Source organism: Bacillus sp. JJ1566, assembly GCF_036962685.1.
Classification (GTDB): Bacteria; Bacillota; Bacilli; order Bacillales; family Bacillaceae_L; genus Ferdinandcohnia.
On sequence record NZ_JBALOP010000045.1, the window covers coordinates 1 to 19,562 of the forward strand.

Here is a 19,562-nt window from a genome sequence, read left to right on the forward strand (position 1 = left end):
GATCTACACCTAGACAACGTAAACTTAATGTTAGACCAAGTTGCATCTTGGAGCGGAGCTTTAAAAACAGTTCGCTAATAACGAAAAAACAGGATGAGCCCTTAATGGGGCCATCCTGTTTTTATTTTGGGTCTACATTTGGGGGATTGCGCTTTAAATTTGATAATTGCGCTTTAGCGGAGGGTAATTGCGTTTTAATTGAAAATAATTGCGCATTAATCAAGCTAAATGCGCTTTATCCAAGCTAATTGCGCCGTCGTGGTGATATTTGCGTCGTCCCGACGAAATATGCGTCAACAAGATTATATTTCCGTCGTTGCGGCAATATATGCGCCGTCGTGGTGATATATGCGTCAACTCGGTGATAATTGCATCAACAAAAAGATATATGCGTCATCGCAGAGATTTGCATCGCCCCAGCAATATATGTTTCATCACGAAGATAATTTACATCTCCACGTCAGATTAGGCATCAACCTAGCTAAATAGGGATCTTTCGCCAGCACCAATCCAATCCCCTATACATGTGTCCGCCGCGCAAAATCGACAAATCGGAATTTGTCCGGGCGGTGGCGAGACTCGGTGTATTGAAATAAACTAGCATTATCCAAATACACATAGTTTTTTATAACTACGACATTATGATAACCATCCAAATTAAGAAGCTCCCTGTCTTCATCAGTTGGCTCCACAACCGTGATTTCTTTTTTCGCAAAACTAATGGCTAGCTCCAGTTCATTTTCTAAATAGGCATAAATCGAATCCTGACAAATTTCCTTGGTGAGTTCTGGGACGTATTTTCGTGAAATAAAATCCTTGTCCAATATAATTCTTTCGCCACCCATTTCCCTTGTACGGACTACACTCCATATCTGTTCTTTACTTGAAAGCTGAAGCTGCTGTTTAATGAATGTATCTGGTTTTCCGACCGTCAATTCATGCACGATTGTCTTCGGGTGGTCTCCCATTTTCTCTGCAAGTTCCTTAAAGCTTACAAGACCCGAAACTGGAAAATCAAACTTATTAACATCAATCACAATAGAGCCTTTGCCTTTCATTTTTTGAATATACCCATTTTGCGAAAGCAGGTTTAGCGCCTTACGAATCGTTTCGCGAGAGGTATTGTATGTGTCTTTTAATTCATGTTCAGAAGGCAATAGACTATTCGCCTTAATGTTACCGCTTTTAATTTCTTCTACTAAATCGCTATAGATTGTTAGATACTTGTTAGTCATAAAGAATCCCCAATCAATGTATAAATATTTTTAAATACTATTTTACCGCATTAAAGTGAAAAAGGGGAGGGGAATTTTATCCCCTCCCATCTTTATTACTTTTTCCCAAATGAAATCTTACCAACATTAGCTTTTGCGAAGATGACAGTTAAGATAAATGGAACTGCAATCGCAACTGCCATTGAGACGAAGAACATACCCCAGTGTCCACCTTGAATAGATAAGAAACCAGGAATACCTCCAACCCCGATAGAGTTCGCCATTACACCGCTACCCACTGAGATAATCGCTGCAACCATGGAACCAAGCATGGCAGCTAAGAATGGGAAGCCGTATTTCAAGTTAATACCGAACATCGCAGGCTCTGTTACACCGAGGTAACAAGAAATACATGCTGGGATGGAAACTTGTTTTTCCTCTTCATTTTTACGGTTAATATAAATCATCGCGAGAACGGCAGAACCTTGGGCAATATTTGATAATGCAATCATTGGCCATAGGTTAGTTCCGTTAAACTCACTCATCAATTGAAGGTCAATCGCATTTGTCATATGGTGTAGACCAGTAATAACAAGTGGTGCATAGGCGAATCCAAAGATTGCCGCAAATAACCAACCAAATGCTGAAGTTAAGCTTGTGTATACAACATCAGAAATCCAAGAACCGATTGTCCAACCGAGTGGTCCAAGAATGGTATGTGCAATTAACACAGCAGGCACTAATGCAAAAAATGGAACAATAATCATGGATATGGCATTTGGTGATATCTTACGTAACCAACGCTCTAAATAAACAAGTACGAATCCAGCTAAAATAGCAGGAATAACCTGTGCCTGATATCCAATCATTTCTATTTGGAAAAATCCAAAATCCCAAACTGGTATTTCATCTGCACCTGCAACTCCATATGCGTTCAACAATTGAGGAGATACAAGCGTAATCCCTAAAATAATCCCAAGAATTTGTGAGGTTCCCATCTTACGAGTAATGGACCATGTGATTGCAACCGGTAGGAAGTGGAAGACCGCTTCCCCAATTAGCCAGAGAAACGCATGAACACCAGCCCAAAATTGAGAAACTTCAACAATTGTTTTTGTACCGTCGTCAAGTAATTTTATATCACCGATCACATTTCGGAAACCTAAAATCAGACCCCCAACAACAAGTGCTGGAATAATCGGCGTAAAAATATCGGCTAAATGCCCCATCATACGTTGGAGCCAGTTCATATTTTGCTTAGCAGCAACCTTTGCTTCTTCCTTACTTGTTCCATCAACACCAGCGTGTTTTACGAATTCATTGTAAAAAGAAGCAACTTCATTTCCAACAATAACCTGGAATTGACCAGCCTGTGTAAATGTTCCTTTGACAAGCCCAATTCCCTCAATTTTTTCTATATCTGCGTCTTTCGGATCGTTTAGTACGAAGCGCATTCTTGTAGCACAATGTGTAACCGCTGCGATATTTTCTTTACCACCAATGTGGTCAAGTAATTCCTTCGCCGGATCAGTGTACTTACTCATTAGAATTTCCCCCTTACTGTTCAGGATGTCGAATCCTGTATATACATGTCGTGTTTACGTTTTCAGTTTAACCTGTATATACAAGTATGTCAAATACTTTTTCTCACCCTTTTTTAAGCTCTACAAATAAAGGATTTTTATGCCAGTTCTTCCTAAGTATAACTTCCCATCCATCGCAAAAAATAACCTGAAAACCAAAATGGGAATGGAGTGTAAAAATGAAGGCTGTTACATATCAAAATCCATATAAGGTTGAAGTCAAACAAGTGGATGATCCAAAAATCATTAAAAAGGATGATGTCATAGTTCGCATCACCTCAACCGCGATTTGCGGCTCCGACCTCCATTTATATCAAGGGAATATTCCACTGCCAGATGGATATGTAATTGGACATGAGCCAATGGGAATTGTCGAAGAGGTAGGACCCGAAGTCACTCATGTTAAAAAAGGCGATCGGGTTGTCATTCCTTTTACGGTCGCTTGTGGAAAATGTTATTATTGTGAGCACGAATTAGAAAGCCAATGTGACAACGCAAACCCGCATTATGATTCAGGTGGCTACTTTGGTTACTCCGAAAAATTTGGCGACCACCCAGGAGGTCAAGCGGAATACTTAAGAGTTCCATTCGGAAACTTTATTCCTTTTAAAATTCCAGAGTCGTGCGAATTAGAGGACGAGGCATTGCTTTTTTTAAGCGATGTACTTCCAACTGCCTATTGGAGCGTGGTCAACGCCGGCGTCAAGGAAGGAGACACCGTGATCATCCTTGGATGTGGACCAATTGGCTTGATGGCGCAAAAATTTGCCTGGATGAAGGGAGCTAAACGTGTCATTGCAGTCGACTACATCGGGTATCGAATGGACCATGCGAAAGCAACAAATAAAGTAGAAGTATTTGATTTTACAAAGCATGATGATATGGGCGAGCATTTAAAGGAAATTACAAGCGGTGGAGCTGATGTTGTCATTGATTGTGTTGGAATGGATGGGAAAAAGTCACCGCTTGAATTTATCGAGCAAAAGCTAAAGCTTCAAGGTGGGACACTTGGCCCAATTCAAATCTCAACAAAGGCTGTTCGAAAAGGCGGTACGGTTCATTTAACCGGGGTGTATGGTGCGAACTATAATATGTTTCCACTTGGTGCCTTTTTCAATCGAAACATTACCTTAAAAATGGGTCAAGCCCCTGCTGTTCATTTCATGCCAGAGCTATACAAAAAAATAGTCGACAAGGAATTTGATCCAACGGATATCATCACTCACAAGCTGTCCCTGGATGAGGCAAGCCATGCCTACAAAATCTTCAATGGCCGCGATGATGATTGCATAAAGGTTGTATTAAAACCATAAAGAAACTAATTCGACAAGTCTTGCTTGTCGATTTTTTATTTGTCCGGAAGACTATTCAATCATGTAAAATGGAATCAATAGGGGGGATTGGGAGTGGACCAGAAAAATCTAGAGTTGGCGATTCGACTTCGACATGAATTACATGCGCATCCTGAATTGTCATATCATGAAGTATGGACGAAGCAGCATTTGATGAATTTCCTTAACATACATACAACGAACTTAAAAATCATCGATAAGGGTAAATATTTTTATGCAAAATATAAGGCCGGCGAAGATAAACCAACGATTGCAATTAGAGCAGACTTTGATGCACTTCCGATACCTGAAACAATTGACCTTCCATGGAAATCGACTGTGCCAGGGGTTTCTCATAAATGCGGTCATGACGGGCACTCCGCCACACTTGCTGGATTCGCACTAGAAGTGGATCAAAAGGGTGCGGATAAAAATATGATTTTCCTCTTCCAGCATGCAGAAGAAACGGGTCAAGGTGGAATTGAATGTGCGGAAGTAATGAAAGAGGAAAAAATTGATGAAATTTATGGTTATCACAATATGTCAGGCATTGAATTCAAGGCCGTGCATGTGATTGAAGGGACTGCCCATTGTGCCTCAAAAGGGATGTCCATTGAATTGATTGGTTCACCTGCCCACGCTAGTCAACCAGAAGATGGAATCAATCCTTCTTTTGTAATTGCTAGAATCATAGAGAGCCTACCCGAGTTAACTTCTTCAGATAAATATGAGGGTCTCGTCCTAGGCACGATTATCCAGGTTGATATTGGTTCGGAAAATTACGGAATTGCTGCCCATCGAGGGGTTCTCCGATTAACAATCCGTGCTGAAAAAGAAGCAGAATTAAACATGCTTCAACAAAGCCTTGAGGATCTCGTCACCAAACTAGGGCAAGAGCAAGGACTTAAGGTTTGTTTTCATTATCAGGATGAATTTCCGGAAACCGTCAATCATTCGGAATCGGTTGATAAAGTACGCCAAGCTGCAGCCAAAAAAGGATTTCCGTTACGTGAGTTAACCTCACCATATCGTTCGTCAGAGGACTATGGACACTATTTAAAGCTTGTAAGAGGGGCTTATTTTTATATAGGAAACGGTGAAGAGCATCCACCCATCCATACCTTCGAATATGATTTCCGTGATGAAATCATTGAAACTGGGGTAGAAATGTTTAAAGGTCTTGCGGGGATGGAGTAAAAAGACAGGATCGTTCTATTAAACTAGACTTATAGAAGGGAATTGTTTCAACCTTGTTGAATTTCTAATCAAAAGGGGTGATTTTTTATAAAAAAAATTTTACTCGCTATTTATGATACATTTTCGGAGTTTGAGATAACCGTGGCGACGGCGATGCTGAGAGGGACATATCAGGTTGTAACAGTTGCGAATTCGCTAAAAACAATCACTGGTGAATCAGGGCTTCAATTTATGCCACATTTGATGTTTCAGCAGGTAGACCTAACAGAGTATGGGGGGATTATTATTCCTGGGGGAGATCTCATCAATGTGAAGGACACGGAAGAATTGTTTCAACTTACAAAAGACTTTTACCAACAGAATAAATTAACTGCAGCCATTTGTAGTGGTTCATATGTGTTAGCAAGAGCGGGGGTACTAGAGAACAAACCATACACAGTTACTCTTCATCAAGAGCAGCGCAACTTCCTCGGTTGTTTTGAAGAGGAAAATTTTCGATACGAACCGGTTGTGAAAACAGATAATGTGATCACGGCTCAAGGTCATGCCTATGTTGATTTTGCACTTGCTGTTGCTGAACATCTTGGGGCATTGAACCATCCCGAATTCACAAGAGAATTTTACAAAGGGCAACGAAATAGATTGATGGAAGGTCTATAGAAAGGGGGAACAGCCATGACAATCGAAATTAAGAATTTTTCAATTGGGCTACCTAAAAAAATGACGTACGGTAAAAATGAGGAAATAATAACAGGGATTCGTAAACAGGCCGTGGAAGAGGCATTTTTAACAAAAGACGGTTTCCGTGGGGATGGGGTTGCCGATTTAAAGCATCATGGTGGACCTGACCGTGCCGTTTGTATATATCCATATGAACATTATTCACTGTGGAAAATTGAATTTTTAGTACAGCTTCCGCTACCGACTTTTGGGGAGAACTTAACTCTCACGTGTATGGAAGAAAAATATGTGTGTATCGGGGATGTTTATCGGATTGGGGACGCTGTTATTCAAATCACCCAAGGTCGCATTCCGTGCAGCACGATTACAAAAAGAACGAACAATCCTTATCTGTTAAAAATGATGGTCCAAACTGGCTTTACAGGATACTTGGCGCGTGTCTTAAAAGAAGGAACGGTACGAAAGGATTCGACTATATCCTTGGTTGAGCGAAATCCCAATCAAGTCACAATTCTTGAGGCGAATGAAATCTATTTTAAAAGGCCACGTGATATTGAGGGGATACAAAAGATTTTAGCAGTTGAAGAATTGGCTGATGAGTGGAAAGACATGTTAAACGAACGATTAACTAGATTGAAAGCCCGTCAATAATTTTTTGAAACCTTTTGTGGGAAAATTCGTAAAAAGGATAACAAGTTATTCCGGGGAGATGAAATGGTTGAAACACATTTATTGCGAAAAATGTTCGGCTGAAATAACGGATAAAAGCAATCTTTTAGTCACAACGTATTTTCTCATTGTAAAGGCCTATCATGATCGTTGTTATTCAAAAACATTAAAAGGTTGGGAAACGGTATTTGTTGGGAATGAGCCAATAAACGGTACATCAGGAAATGTTAAAGCGATTCTAGGATCTGTATTGGCTATGATTCTATTTCTAGTAAATAGTTTATACTCGCTTATAGGCATTGTTGCCTTATACCTTCCACTGATGCGCTTCTATGCCTGGTACTCGATTGAGCGGCATATAAAATAGTTTCTTGGTGTTAATACTAGCAGGATTAACACCCTTTTTATAGGGGGGAAATTGATGAAGTACAAAAAGACAATCGTCATAATAGGAATTGTAATGGTAGCCAGTTTCTTTCTATTTAAAAAAGACCTGTGGGAGAAAAATGAGGAGCTTCTCCGTGAAGAAGTCTTATCCATTGAACAATCTGTTGAAGCAATCAATTTAACTGATCTCACTCCTTTCGAATGGGATACGGTCTATTCCTTCGGTCCATACACACCAAAGGAAGAAATCTACAAAACCGTGGGATATAAATGGGATCGAATCCAGGAAACAGTGAATGAAGGAATGGATCAAATTGTGTTCCTTAAGGATGGGGAAGTAGTTTGCTATGTATATGGATACCCGACTAACAACGGTTATGGCCTCTCTTACTTAGGAGAAACTCTCACAGAGTACGCAACGGTTTTAAAGGTAAGTGATGATCTAACATTTCAAGTTAAACGTGAAGATGATGTTGTTTATTTAATAAAAGAATAATAGTTTATAAATGAAGACTCTAACTAGGTGCTTAGTCCAAGGAAAAGGTCTTCATAAGGTCGATGAAGACCCGAATGAGTAGCCTAGTCCAAGGAAAAGGTCTTCATAAGGTCGATGAAGACTCGAACAAGCAGCTAGGTTCCTGCAAAAGGTCTTCATAAGGTAGATGAAGACCTGAATGAGTAGCCTAGTCCATGGAAAAGGTCTTCATAAGGTCGATGAAGACTCGAACGAGCAGCTACGTTCATGGAAAGGGTCTTCATAAGGTTGATGAAGACCTGAACGAACCGCCTGAGCCATTGAAAAGTCCTTCATCCCAACTAGTTTTCCAAGATCACTTATGAATAGGGTGTACATATGCAAAACTTACTAGAATCACTCATATTTTTACCCACATCATTAAATAAAAAGAAGCTCCACGCCGAACTTTCCGGAAAAACAATCCTTATCACTGGGGCGAGCTCGGGCATCGGCAAGGAAGTAGCCTATCAACTTGCCGGTATCCATTGTCATTTAATTCTAGTCGCGAGAAGAGGCGAACTGCTGGAAACCATCAAAAATGACATCGAAAAGCAAACCACTAAAGTGAGTATATTCCAAGCGGATCTTAGAAAAGAGGACGAACTTAATAATCTTCTAGTCCTTTTACATAATCAACCAACTTTAGACATCTTCATCAACAACGCTGGTCTCTCGATCAGGCGATCCATCTACGCATCTCTTGACCGGTTTCATGACTTCACACGAACAATGGCGATTAACTACTATGCGCCTGTAAAAATATTGTTATCCATCATTCCTTTGCTTCAAAAAAGCCAAGGACAGATTATCAATGTATCGACTGTCAATGCCAGATTGGCACCAGTTCCGTATTTTGCCGCCTACCAGGCATCGAAATCAGCGTTTGATATGTGGCTAAGGTCGGTTTCGCCCGAATTAAAGGAAGTCGCAACAACTTCCATTTACCTGCCATTAGTCCGAACACCAATGATTGAACCAACTCCTGGATACCGAAATGTACCTGCAATGTCGCCACAGCAAGCTGCGAGAATCATTTGTAAATCAATGTACACCCGTAAGAAAAAATACCAACCATGGTGGCTCATTTTCGGACAACTACTATCGATTTTCCTATCGAACCTAGGAGATTTTTCAAAGAAGGGAAAGTAAAATGAAACTGATTAGACTTGTTTATGTTTTGTATAAAATAAATTTGCTTTCTCCAATTGGGTTGTACCGCTTATTCATGTCTGTAATGACATGCGGAATTAATTTGATGACTCTCCTACATTTTGCTGAAAAGAAATTCACAAATCGAATCGCGCTTGTTGACGATCATGAAACGTTAACCTACAAACAGCTTCTAGAACAATCAACGAAACTCGCAGAAACTCTAGTAGAAAAAGCTCAACTCCAAAGTGGAATGAAAGTAGGGATTTTATGCAGAAACCACGGGTCACTCGTAAAATCCATTTTCGCCGTATCTCGAGTGGGAGCAGACCTTTATCTATTAAATACCGAAATAAGCAAGCAACAGTTCAACGGTTTCGCGGAGCGACACAAGTTCGACCTCATCATTTATGATGATGAATTAAGTCCCATCCTTCAAAACTACTCTAACCAAAAGATTTTGAGCTATCATCAGGACATGCCAGCTATTAGTAATTTTTTAAAATCCAAGACAGAACAAGCAAATTTGCCTAGAACCACTAAAGGCAAACTTGTTCTGCAAACCAGTGGTACTACAGGAATGTCTAAAGACGCGACGCATAAACCTTCACTTTTTCATTATTTAAATCCATTCGTAGCATTTATTAAACGATTACGGATATTGGACTATCAGAACGCATATATTGCAACCCCAATCTACCACGGATATGGAATTGCTGTTTTGCTTTTATTTATTCCATTAGGAAAAAAAGTAGTAATCACAAGTGGATTCAATGCAAAAACGGCCTGCGAACTCATTCGTCAACATCAAATTGAGGCTGTTACCGTCGTCCCTTTAATGCTACAAAAAATGCTCCAAACAAACCAAGAATATTTAAAATCTCTCAAATGTATCGCATCAGGTGGGGCAAAACTTCCAACAAAGCTTGTCGAGGAGACATTCCAAAAATTGGGTCCAGTTCTATACAATTTGTATGGAACCTCAGAAACGGGCCTGAACTTTATCGCGACTCCGCAGGACCTAATGTATTCGGTCAAAACCATCGGTAAAAAGATAACAGGACTTAACATAAATATCTTAGATCGCAACAAAAATGAAGCTCCAATCGGCACCGTCGGCCAGCTTTGTATGAAAAATGACTGGTCTATACGTAAGGATACATGGATTGAAACAGGTGACTTGGTGTACAGAGATGAAAATGGTTATTATTTTATATGTGGACGAATGGATGATATGGTCATTTCGGGTGGGGAAAATGTCTACCCGATTGAGGTGGAACAAGTACTAATTCAACACCCGCACATTCAAGACGTTGCGGTTATTGGAACGGAAGATGAGGAATTTGGCCAACGCTTAAAAGCATTTGTCGTCCTAGAAAAGAATGCCAATCTCACAGAAGAAGAGTTACTGGAGTGGCTGCGCCAAAGGGTCGCTAGATTCCAACTGCCAAAAGAAATTATTATGGTTAAGCAACTGCCCTATACGTCTTTAGGCAAACTTGATAAAAAACAGCTAAAAAAAACAACACTTTTCTAATTTTATTGGAATCCATTTTGAAGTTATATTCTTACAAGGTTTGCCTTGATATACAGGACAAACCTTGTTTAACATAAGCACACTTTAGTTGAACAAGATGATATGATATAAATTTTTAGATGTAAGCAAACAAATATAAAATTATTACTGAATTTCTCTCATTGAACCTAACACGATATTGTATCCATCTGGGTCTTTTATACAGGTATTTTTAAATTCCCATTTGCCGTGTGTACTAGTAAACGGCTCGACTTCAATATTTCCACCATTTCCTCGAATTTCTTCAACTAGAGAGTCCAAGTCATCCCAACTAACGTGAATAAACGTATCCCATCCAAATTCAGGACCTTCCCAATCTGTTGGATAATCTGAACGTTTTTTTGATACAGCATTTGGCCGCACATCCTCTGCGGAGTTTGACTGTTGGAGAATAATAGTCATTCCGTCTCGTTCTGCGTGTCCCCAGTCATCAACTATACAACCTAGCACATCACGGTAGTATACCTGCGATTTTTTTAGGTCGGAGACTAAACGCACTTGAATGGTTTGCCCCAATTTCCCTTTTTTTTGTTGTTTTAATTCCATCCTTTCTCACTCCTATAAACGAATTTATTAGACATCTAGGCAAATTAATAATTTCAATATATTCCAACAACTACCTCCTTTGCTATTGGAATAAAACAGTTCAATATACAATAGACTACTGAATGGACTTATGGTCGTTTAATAAAAGTTGATCTATCATAGTTGAATATTCGTCTGCAACAAGCGCTGCACCAGCACTATTTAAATGGATGCCATCTAATGTAAAGTGAAGTCCTCGCTTTTTTGATAACCGATCGATGGTAGATGGATTTTTATAAAAGAGAACATCCAGCATCACTCTCATAACTTTAATACTGAGGTAATCTGAACTAGTCACTATAGAAAGGTGTTTCTCAAATACGGAATGCATATCTAGAAAACTTACATTTATGTGATCGCTAGAGAGGGATTTGATGATGGAAGATAAATGTTTTAATTCCTTATTCGGTTGATTCTGTGAAGTTTCACCCACTAGTGCTGGCGAAACCGTAATCACATGTTTAGAGGATGCAATAATTATTTTTAATACTTCATTGTAATACTCCCTAAACTCCCCGGGATCTTTCGCAACAGGTTGTGCTTGGACTCTCATCAATTTTGAATAAATATCATTGACTCCAATCCAAAGGAAAATAAGATCATAATCTGTTTCTAATTTTATTTTTGTTAAGCGGGTATGCAAACTTTTAACTGACTCCCCTGGTTTGCCAAGATTATCAAATGAAATAGTTGGATAGTTTTCTTTTAAAATGTTAACAAAAGACACTCCAGGTCGACCTTCTGTTAAACTGTCGCCTATTAGTCCGATTTTCATTGTTTTATTCCTCCTTTTTTATTGACCTTAAAAAAATTATAATTGCTTGTTTAACAAAAATTAATAGGAATATTTGTTTGCGTTGTTGCAAGGTGTTTCGTAAAATTTGTCACTATTCACATAAAAGGCAAATGAACGAAAAGTTTAAGTTAAATTGAAGAATTCTTTATGAATGTAAAATGTTTAAGAAGCTCATTTTCTGTGATAGATATGCTATCCGTTAAATCCTTCGTTCTCAACACAAACTCTTTAACCCCGATAAATTCCGATTCAGCAATTAAGTAAAACTGTGTGCCTTTTTTATATCCCCTAAACTGCATTTTTAGTGTATATAACTTCATCGAATAACCTGCCTGATTCCTATAAATTAAGATAAATCAATTATATATGATTATGTTGATATTCCGATACTCAATCCCTAAAATCTCCCATAACTTAAGAAGGAAAACGATTACCCTTTAAAGAAATAGTAGAGTATTACTATCTCATGAGGAGAGGTTATCGATGCCCTATATGTTCAATTTTATAGCAGTTGTATCAACAATATTAAGTTTTTACTTTACCTTAACTTTCTTTCAATATTTAAAAAGTGATGACGAGAGAGCTGCCAAACAATCAAAATATGCAGCAGTCCTTTGTTTAGCAATTGCTTTAATCATAATCTTGATTTAGTGAATTAAAAAATAACATCAATAAACGAAGTTAAATAAAGAGGTGAAAGTTTTATGGGGAAAACAATCTTAAATTATGATGATTTATTAGAAATGCTCGATGATTTTTTACGCGAGCCAAAGGGTTTTTGGGAGAATTTTTATGAGGATCGAACAAAAGAAATTCCATTTTTTAAAATAACAGGTCCGGATGAAAATTTGGTAGAGTATTTTAACAATGGGCTTGCTCCAAAAAGAGTATTGGAATTGGGATGTGGCCCTGGAAGAAATGCTATTTATATGGCTAAGAAGGGTTGCGAAGTAGATGCTATTGATATTGCTGAAAATGCAATCGAGTGGGGAAAGGAACGTGCAAAGGTGGAAGGCGTACATATAAAATTCCATTGTACTTCCCTTTTTGACTATGAGTTCGAGACACAATCATATGATTTCATTTATGATTGCGGACTATTTCATCATTTAGCCCCTCATCGACGTTTAACATACATTGAAATATTAAAAAGGGCTTTAAAGACTGACGGGCTTTTTGCAATTGTTTGTTTTAATACAGACGGAGCATTAGATACATCCGACTGGGATGTTTATAAAGATAAAAGCCTTAATAGAGGAATAGGCTATACGGAGAAGAGGCTAAAAGAAATATTTGAAAAGGACTTTACGATTAAGAACTTTAGAAAAATGAAGAAGATTAACCAATCAGATGACATCTTAGGTGAAGACTTTCTATGGACGAGCTTGATGCAAATTAAAAAGTAGAGTTTTGGTACCAAGTCGAATTGAAGATTTACTTATTTAAGTGTATGTTTACTCGTCTATTTAAAGCCAATGATTAAATGGAAGGGATACACTTAAACTTACTCGGGCTTTAGTCAAGCTGAGGCTGTCCCAAAAGTTAGAGTTGATAAAGGTACAGCCTTGTTTTGTTTATTAAGTTCGTATGTGTTTAGGTTAGGATTAACTTACTTTATTAGCTTCCAATTTCACCGTTTTCCTGCTTCCGATTAGATACAATAACAAAATAACAATCATAAAAGCTGCTGAATAACTATAAGTCATGCCATACCCAACACTTTTAGCTAAGAATCCAAGACCCACTGATCCAACTGCTAGTCCAAAATCTATAAAAATAAGTAGCATTGAATTGGCCGTTGCTTTTTTCTCAGGGGGTACAAGAGTTAATGCCCAAGCTTGGATAATTGGATGGATGATGGCAAATGCGATTCCAAATAATACCCCTGAGACCCAAACCATCCACATAGTAGTAGAAAAGCCTAATAAGATTAATCCTCCAGCCCCTGAAATAGCGGCCGGAATAATAAGGATTCTATGGCCGAATCGATCGAAAATTTTCCCAGAGAAAGATCGAACTAATACCATCGCAATCCCTTGTGCAATAAAAAACTGTGAAATCTTTCCACCAACATTAATTTCTTTTCCAAACGCCCCCATAAAGTTAACTGTCCCAGCAATTGCAATATAATTGAATGCTACCAGAATACATGGAAGAAGGACTCGCTTATCAAACATGTACTTATAGAAAGGTTCTTTTGTTACTTCCGGACTTTCCTTTTCTTTTATAACCGTATTTTTTGTGAAAAAACTGCACACAAATGAAAAAGCCATAAGACCGAGAGTTAGCATCATCATGGACTTGAATGAATACTTTGCAAGATAAGAAATGGCGATTAGTGGCCCCAATGTCGTTCCAACGCTTGTAGACATTGCGAAAAAAACAATGCCTTCACCTAACCGAGATTTAGGAACAATATTACTTGACATCGTAAAGACTAAAATCGTAAGCATACTAAATCCAATCCCTTGAAGTGCTCTAATGAATATGAGAAATCCGATAGAGTCGTTTACAAAAGTAAGACCGATTGTCCCCAAAAAATAAAGAAGGGAAATAATAAGCAGCAATTTCATATTCACTTTTTGAATAATGACACTTGCAAAGAAGCGCGTAATGAGTGATGCTACCATTAAAGTTGTGGTCATGATTCCTGCAATTGCAGGATTATCACTAATAGTTGATACGAAAATGGGGAAACCTGCTGTAATCATATAAAAAGAAGCAAACATCACTAAGGACAATAAAATAATAATGACATATTGGTTTGTCCATAATTTACCTTTTCCTTTACCCATGGGTATAAGACCGCCTTTCAAGGCTATTTCTAAATATGGTGATAATTGATACAACAAGATTGTTTTTTCATTCATGACAAAATTATTCTTCTCATATTTTTAAAAATATATTTAGAGTTGTTTCCAAGAAAAGCAATTCATAATTAAAAATTCCTTTGGAGATGGTACACCCTCTTTGTGCTAGAGTGAATACAAAAAGGACAGAATCTTATTAAAAGATCTGTCCTTTACTAGTTTTATTCTTTAGCTAACATGGGTCCACCCTGTTTTGGGGCTTTCAAATTGTAGATTGGTAGGATAGCAAGCATACCGAACACAAATAAAATGGCTGCTAATTCGAAAATAACAACGATTGAAAATGACTCCTTTAAAATTCCTGCAAGGCTCATCGTTAATACCATGGAGCCTGTGAATAAAGGACTTAGTGTACCGTTCACTCTTCCGATAAATTCTGCTTTTGTATTTTGAAGGATCAGCGTATTAATTCCGATTTGAATACAAGGGAAGAAGAGTCCGTTAAAGAATTCAGCTCCTAGTGTAATTGGCAAACTGGTTGAAAAGCCAACGACCCCCATGCCAATGGCACTCGCTAACATACCAATCATTAACAACCTTTGTGGAGGTACTGCTTTTGAAAACAAAACAGACACAGCACCGCCCAAAATCATACCCATTCCGTTAGCCATTAATAGCCATTGTAAATTCTCTTTCACTAATCCTAAACGCTCTGTTACAAGAAAAATCGTTAGTGGTTGAATTAGTCCAATTGCAAGACCGGCTGCCATGAAACAAAGGCCAAGCAACTTTAGTTCCTTCTTGGCAAGAACATACCGAATTCCACTTTTCATTTCTTGAAGCAAAGTAGACCCCTTTTTTTCCTGATCCATCGAGTGGTCAGCGGGAATAAATGCAAGCATTGCCGCAGAAAGTAAGAACGCGACTCCGGTTATTGCAATAGACACATCGATTCCAAATTGCTGAAATACAAAAGTTCCAAGCACGGGTCCAAAAACCATGAACACTGCGAAAATTGTTTGGTAAATAGACATTGCTTGCTGGATGAGTTCTTCATTTAAATGCATTTTGAATAATTTCATCCCAGAAGGCTGGGAAAATTGTGATAAAATAGCCGAAATTAAAGTGGCAAAAAAGATAATTTTCCACGATCCAATGACAAGGGTTATTAATACGGCAAACACGGAAACGGCACTTAAAATATCGCACCAAATCATGGTTCGTTTTGGCCGCCAACGGTCAGCAAAGGTTCCGCCAATAAAGGAGAAGATGAAAATAGGTGCAAACTCTGCAACTGAAATCATAGACACCGCAAAGGCATCTCCATTTGTTTTTTCCATTACGAATAAAAGAACAGCAAAATTCCGAATCCAAATCCCGACTTGGAGAAAGAGGGCGGAAAGGAAAATGGCTTGAACAAAACGGTTTTTAAATAAATTTGACATTGTATTCCTCATTTCTTAAAACTTTAATTTTGCTTAGTTGTTGATAACGTCTATAAAAAATCACACAAAAATTCCCATCCGTCATAGTTGGATGGGAATCCTAAAAAACCACAGGAAAAGACATAGCACACACCTGTACTATTACAACGATCTTCTTTTACCTATAAAAGTATACACTAATCCCATTCAATTATGACTTCGTAATTAACGAATGAAACCGGGATTAGTAGATCATCGCCCTATGGTCACCCTCTCATGTAGTAGTGTTAATATCTTACCTCATGATTATTAGTTTTATCAAGCGTTTCTTTTGTTGGTTTTTGTCGTGTTCTTTTAGTGGCAAAAGCAATGTTGTGGTACTATCGAAGTATCTTTTATAAAAAACAAAAAGGAGTACCTTTATGTGCAGAAACATTCGAACTTTATTTAACTTTGACCCACCAGCTACCAACGAAGAGATTCATGCTGCTTCCATACAGTACGTTAGAAAGATAACAGACTTTAATAAGCCCTCAAAGATGAACGAAGAGGCGTTTAAACAAGCAATCGATGAAATAGCCTTGATTACTAGAAATTTATTGGACAACTTAGCGACCAATGCGGAGCCTCGCAATCGAGAGGTAGAAGCTGAGAAAGCACGCATTCGATCAGCTAAAAGATTTGGAGACAGCTAAAGAAAATGATTTTAATTCACATTGAACAAGTCTTAGAGAATTTATCCTCTAAGACTTGTTTTTTATATTTCTTCTTTTTAGTAAAGCACCCAAGCTAAAGTATAGCGCTATTTGGTGTAAGTGTATTTTCACATAACTGAGCCTATCTAATTAAAAATGATAGGAAAGGTAAATGTTACAAAAGCTGCCCAAAGTCCGTAGACCGGCAAGTACTTAGTAATGGCATCTTGGATAGTTGAAGGTCCGGATTTGTTTTGCAGAAAACGCATATAGGAAAACATAATCCAAATTAAATTTACCCAGATAAGTATGTTAACTCCTAAAACAGCAAGTCTATTAGGCGTTAGCCCATAAGAAGAAAGTCTGAACACGATAGCTGACAAAGCCACAGTATCAATGATAAGTGCAAGAACAATTAAGGCGAAATTTATATAATCTGATATGTTCTTTTTTTCGTCTGAGTCACTCTCGGTAATGGAAAATATGGTAACAGTCAATACACCAAGGAGTATTCCGTTGAATACGATCAGGAAATTGCGGTCCAAGAATGGATTTTTTCCGACCCATATAACTGTTATAAGATAGACCAACAATGTAACTAGGACAAGGGGACTAAAAATTTTAGCTATATATGGTGTAATATTCTTAGCAAGTTTAAGATTCATTGATACCAGGTATGCAGCCACAATAGCGAGAGCGGAAGCACCCAATAAAACGACATTACTAAAATAGAAGTCTTCTATATCCAAGCCAACAAAGCTGAATAACTGCATGGTTAATGCTGCTAGTATCATTCCGCTAACTGCCATGCTGGCGTAGAGAATACAATATTCCAAATTAAATTTAATATAGGCTAATCTTGTACTGCCTTTTGAATATTCATTTCCTGTAAATGCAAGCCCTACTAATACCCACAAGAATATGGGAAGGTGTAAATAAACAAGGATAATACTGTCTTTATAATCTAATGGCAGCATATTAAGATAAAGCACGGAAATTAGGAACAACGCTGCAAGGGTATAAATAACACTTTTTTTCGGAGTATTACTGTAAACAAAATAGGCAGCAATAAAGGGAATTATACCAAAAGCTAGGTTAATTGGAGCTATTGCTTCTTGTTCAACAAAATGGAAAATGATCCTGGTACTTATCCCGGCCAGAATAGCTAAAATGCCCATGACTAAGAAACCTTTTTGAAGCAAGGAAGATTTTTCTGTATTTGCCGTCTCCTTGAAATGCAATCTTTCATACCAAACACTAAGAACCTGAGAATCAGGATTTTGTTCCCATGCGTGTGAGAATGATTTTTTAAAAGCTTTCGGGTCTTTTCTATACATTCTCTCCAGCTCACGGGGGCTAGCAATATTTTCAAGAATCAAATTGTTCATGTCCATAGTTATTCCTCCCCTAATAAATGTTAGATTGAGTTTCCTCTTAACTCTGGAAGCAATTTTGCTTAAGGTTCGTCATCCTGATATTGATTTTAATACATATTTTATTGATTTACAATAAATTTTTATTAACTAAGGAAATGTTTTTATTGTAAGTTTCCTTTCCTTCATTATTGGTGATATTAGTGATATAGATAAAACATTAAAAATGAATCCAGAAAGAAAGATAATCAAAACATTAATTGAAATTTTAAACAAATAACATTTATTTATGGGGTGTCAACAATGGCGGTTTTTCAGGTACGATCATCGAATCCAAGATTTTCTTTTGCCGTAGGGAAAAATCCGAATTCAGGTATGGTGTTGAGAACCGTACGCAAGGGAAAGATCTTTGGTTGGTTTTCGGATTCTAGTACATATAATGTCTATTTCAAGGATGCTGAAAATGAGGTCTCCTATCCAAAAGATAAAGATGAGCAGTTTGAATATTTAAATGTTTCTCGTTATAACACACCACTTTTTCCACTCAATGTCGTGGCTGATTTATTTTCAACAGCGTCAAAAAAGCAACATGTTGACGACATAGAGGGATTTGAGCACCAACTAATGGTGAATCTTGTCCAAGTCGAACAGATTCGGTATCTGCACTTTTTTAAATTACATTTAAAGGATTATGAATTAATTTGGGAGGAACGTGCATTCCAAAACTATCGAATTACCATTAAAACAAAGAAAACACTCTTTGATCTCTTTAATTATAGCAATGCCTTATTTATGTTTTTGTCTTTGATGAACCGAACTTATTTTGACATCACGAATGAAACCATTGAAAAATATATCCGTAGCATAAATGCGATTGATGCACCTTTTTTCATTCGTTATTTGTTTGTCAGAAACGTGCTTACGAAAAAAGAGATATTCCATCGTTACAAAGGACTGATTGAAGAAACATCACAGTATAAAATTGATTTTGCCTTTGGAAAAACAGCATTCCAACGAAAAGATTGGATTACTCAACAGCTTAAGTTTCAATTGCCTATCATTGATGTCGGCTGTGGTGAAGGTGCCTATACCATCCCTTTTAGTACAAAAATTGCTCCCCATCTGGTTCATGCAATCGACATTGATGAGGCTTTACTGTTAAAAGTAGCGCAAAAAGCAGAGCGCCAGGACATTTCAAATATTGTTCTTTACAAATCCATTGATCATTTTCTGAGAAACGACACAAAGGAATTGGCCGACGTTCTGTTAACAGAGGTAATCGAGCACATGGATGAAAAATCTGCTGAAGAATTGATTTTAAAAATAATTCAGCATGTGAATTGTAATAAGTTGATTATCACGACGCCAAACCGTGATTTTAACCAATTTTACAATATCGAATTACGTCATGATGACCATCATTGGGAAATGAATGAACAGGAATTCAAAAGCTGGATTCAATCGATCATTCCCCCTGACTGGAACTATTCCCACTACGGAATTGGTGACAATGTGAACGGGATTCATACCACCCAAGGACTTGTATTAACAAGAAAAAACTGATTTTAGGAGGGG

20 protein-coding genes and 1 pseudogene are annotated in these 19,562 nt (G+C 37.8%); 13 read left to right on the top strand and 8 right to left on the bottom strand.

Annotation, left to right across the window (positions count from 1 at the left end; translation table 11 throughout):
* Positions 1–78 (top strand): annotated as a pseudogene (locus tag V7112_RS17340) (NADPH-dependent oxidoreductase); the annotation flags it as partial.
* 440 nt (positions 79–518) lie between these two features.
* Here the strand turns inward: V7112_RS17340 and treR are convergent.
* Positions 519–1,235 carry a trehalose operon repressor gene (gene treR / locus V7112_RS17345; RefSeq protein WP_335422116.1) on the bottom strand — a complete coding sequence of 239 codons (717 nt, stop codon included), beginning with the start codon at positions 1,233–1,235 and terminating at the stop codon, positions 519–521.
* A gap of 95 nt (positions 1,236–1,330) precedes the next feature.
* Positions 1,331–2,758: a PTS system trehalose-specific EIIBC component gene (gene treP, locus V7112_RS17350; RefSeq protein WP_335422118.1), complete on the bottom strand. Its 1,428-nt coding sequence runs from the start codon at positions 2,756–2,758 to the stop codon at positions 1,331–1,333.
* A 218-nt stretch (positions 2,759–2,976) separates the two neighbouring features.
* Here treP and V7112_RS17355 point away from each other — a divergent pair, with 218 nt between their 5' ends.
* The 8 genes from V7112_RS17355 (at position 2,977) to V7112_RS17390 (ending at position 10,265) form a co-directional block, all read left to right on the top strand.
* Complete coding sequence (locus V7112_RS17355; protein ID WP_335422121.1) at positions 2,977–4,110, top strand: zinc-dependent alcohol dehydrogenase; 1,134 nt, start codon at positions 2,977–2,979, stop codon at positions 4,108–4,110.
* A gap of 93 nt (positions 4,111–4,203) precedes the next feature.
* Complete coding sequence (locus V7112_RS17360; RefSeq protein WP_335422123.1) at positions 4,204–5,325, top strand: M20 metallopeptidase family protein; 1,122 nt, start codon at positions 4,204–4,206, stop codon at positions 5,323–5,325.
* Between the two features lie 87 nt (positions 5,326–5,412).
* Positions 5,413–5,985 (top strand): DJ-1/PfpI family protein, encoded by a 573-nt coding sequence (locus V7112_RS17365; protein ID WP_438823912.1) that lies wholly within the window; start codon positions 5,413–5,415, stop codon positions 5,983–5,985.
* A 15-nt stretch (positions 5,986–6,000) separates the two neighbouring features.
* A complete protein-coding gene (locus V7112_RS17370; protein WP_335422125.1) occupies positions 6,001–6,657 on the top strand; it encodes an MOSC domain-containing protein in 657 nt (218 codons plus the stop codon).
* A 67-nt stretch (positions 6,658–6,724) separates the two neighbouring features.
* Positions 6,725–7,042 (top strand): hypothetical protein, encoded by a 318-nt coding sequence (locus tag V7112_RS17375; RefSeq protein ID WP_335422127.1) that lies wholly within the window; start codon positions 6,725–6,727, stop codon positions 7,040–7,042.
* Positions 7,043–7,096: 54 nt separating this feature from the next.
* Positions 7,097–7,558, top strand: coding sequence for a hypothetical protein (locus V7112_RS17380; protein WP_335422129.1), 462 nt, complete (start codon positions 7,097–7,099; stop codon positions 7,556–7,558).
* A 357-nt stretch (positions 7,559–7,915) separates the two neighbouring features.
* Positions 7,916–8,728, top strand: a complete 813-nt coding sequence (locus tag V7112_RS17385) for an SDR family NAD(P)-dependent oxidoreductase (protein WP_335422131.1) — start codon at positions 7,916–7,918, stop codon at positions 8,726–8,728.
* Position 8,729: 1 nt separating this feature from the next.
* A complete protein-coding gene (locus tag V7112_RS17390; protein WP_335422133.1) occupies positions 8,730–10,265 on the top strand; it encodes an AMP-binding protein in 1,536 nt (511 codons plus the stop codon).
* Positions 10,266–10,409: 144 nt separating this feature from the next.
* On the opposite strand, the gene V7112_RS17395 is transcribed toward V7112_RS17390, so the two are convergent.
* The 3 genes from V7112_RS17395 to V7112_RS17405 all read right to left on the bottom strand — a co-directional run bounded on the left by V7112_RS17395 (position 10,410) and on the right by V7112_RS17405 (position 12,005).
* Positions 10,410–10,850: a VOC family protein gene (locus V7112_RS17395; protein WP_335422135.1), complete on the bottom strand. Its 441-nt coding sequence runs from the start codon at positions 10,848–10,850 to the stop codon at positions 10,410–10,412.
* A 115-nt stretch (positions 10,851–10,965) separates the two neighbouring features.
* Positions 10,966–11,664 (bottom strand): SGNH/GDSL hydrolase family protein, encoded by a 699-nt coding sequence (locus V7112_RS17400; RefSeq protein ID WP_335422137.1) that lies wholly within the window; start codon positions 11,662–11,664, stop codon positions 10,966–10,968.
* 149 nt (positions 11,665–11,813) lie between these two features.
* Positions 11,814–12,005, bottom strand: coding sequence for a hypothetical protein (locus tag V7112_RS17405; RefSeq protein ID WP_335422139.1), 192 nt, complete (start codon positions 12,003–12,005; stop codon positions 11,814–11,816).
* Positions 12,006–12,168: 163 nt separating this feature from the next.
* Here V7112_RS17405 and V7112_RS17410 point away from each other — a divergent pair, with 163 nt between their 5' ends.
* Positions 12,169–12,336 carry a hypothetical protein gene (locus V7112_RS17410; protein ID WP_335422141.1) on the top strand — a complete coding sequence of 56 codons (168 nt, stop codon included), beginning with the start codon at positions 12,169–12,171 and terminating at the stop codon, positions 12,334–12,336.
* Between the two features lie 53 nt (positions 12,337–12,389).
* Positions 12,390–13,091, top strand: a complete 702-nt coding sequence (locus V7112_RS17415; protein WP_335422143.1) for a class I SAM-dependent methyltransferase — start codon at positions 12,390–12,392, stop codon at positions 13,089–13,091.
* Between the two features lie 198 nt (positions 13,092–13,289).
* Here V7112_RS17415 and V7112_RS17420 read toward each other — a convergent pair whose 3' ends face one another.
* Positions 13,290–14,480, bottom strand: coding sequence for an MFS transporter (locus tag V7112_RS17420; protein ID WP_335422145.1), 1,191 nt, complete (start codon positions 14,478–14,480; stop codon positions 13,290–13,292).
* Between the two features lie 236 nt (positions 14,481–14,716).
* Positions 14,717–15,940, bottom strand: a complete 1,224-nt coding sequence (locus V7112_RS17425) for an MFS transporter (protein ID WP_438823911.1) — start codon at positions 15,938–15,940, stop codon at positions 14,717–14,719.
* Positions 15,941–16,341: 401 nt separating this feature from the next.
* Here V7112_RS17425 and V7112_RS17430 point away from each other — a divergent pair, with 401 nt between their 5' ends.
* Positions 16,342–16,614 (top strand): DUF2277 domain-containing protein, encoded by a 273-nt coding sequence (locus tag V7112_RS17430; protein WP_335422149.1) that lies wholly within the window; start codon positions 16,342–16,344, stop codon positions 16,612–16,614.
* Positions 16,615–16,760: 146 nt separating this feature from the next.
* Here the strand turns inward: V7112_RS17430 and V7112_RS17435 are convergent, their stop codons facing one another.
* A complete protein-coding gene (locus V7112_RS17435; RefSeq protein WP_335422150.1) occupies positions 16,761–18,008 on the bottom strand; it encodes a DUF4153 domain-containing protein in 1,248 nt (415 codons plus the stop codon).
* A gap of 282 nt (positions 18,009–18,290) precedes the next feature.
* Here V7112_RS17435 and V7112_RS17440 point away from each other — a divergent pair, with 282 nt between their 5' ends.
* Positions 18,291–19,550 carry a class I SAM-dependent methyltransferase gene (locus tag V7112_RS17440; protein ID WP_335422152.1) on the top strand — a complete coding sequence of 420 codons (1,260 nt, stop codon included), beginning with the start codon at positions 18,291–18,293 and terminating at the stop codon, positions 19,548–19,550.
* Positions 19,551–19,562 lie beyond the last annotated feature (12 nt).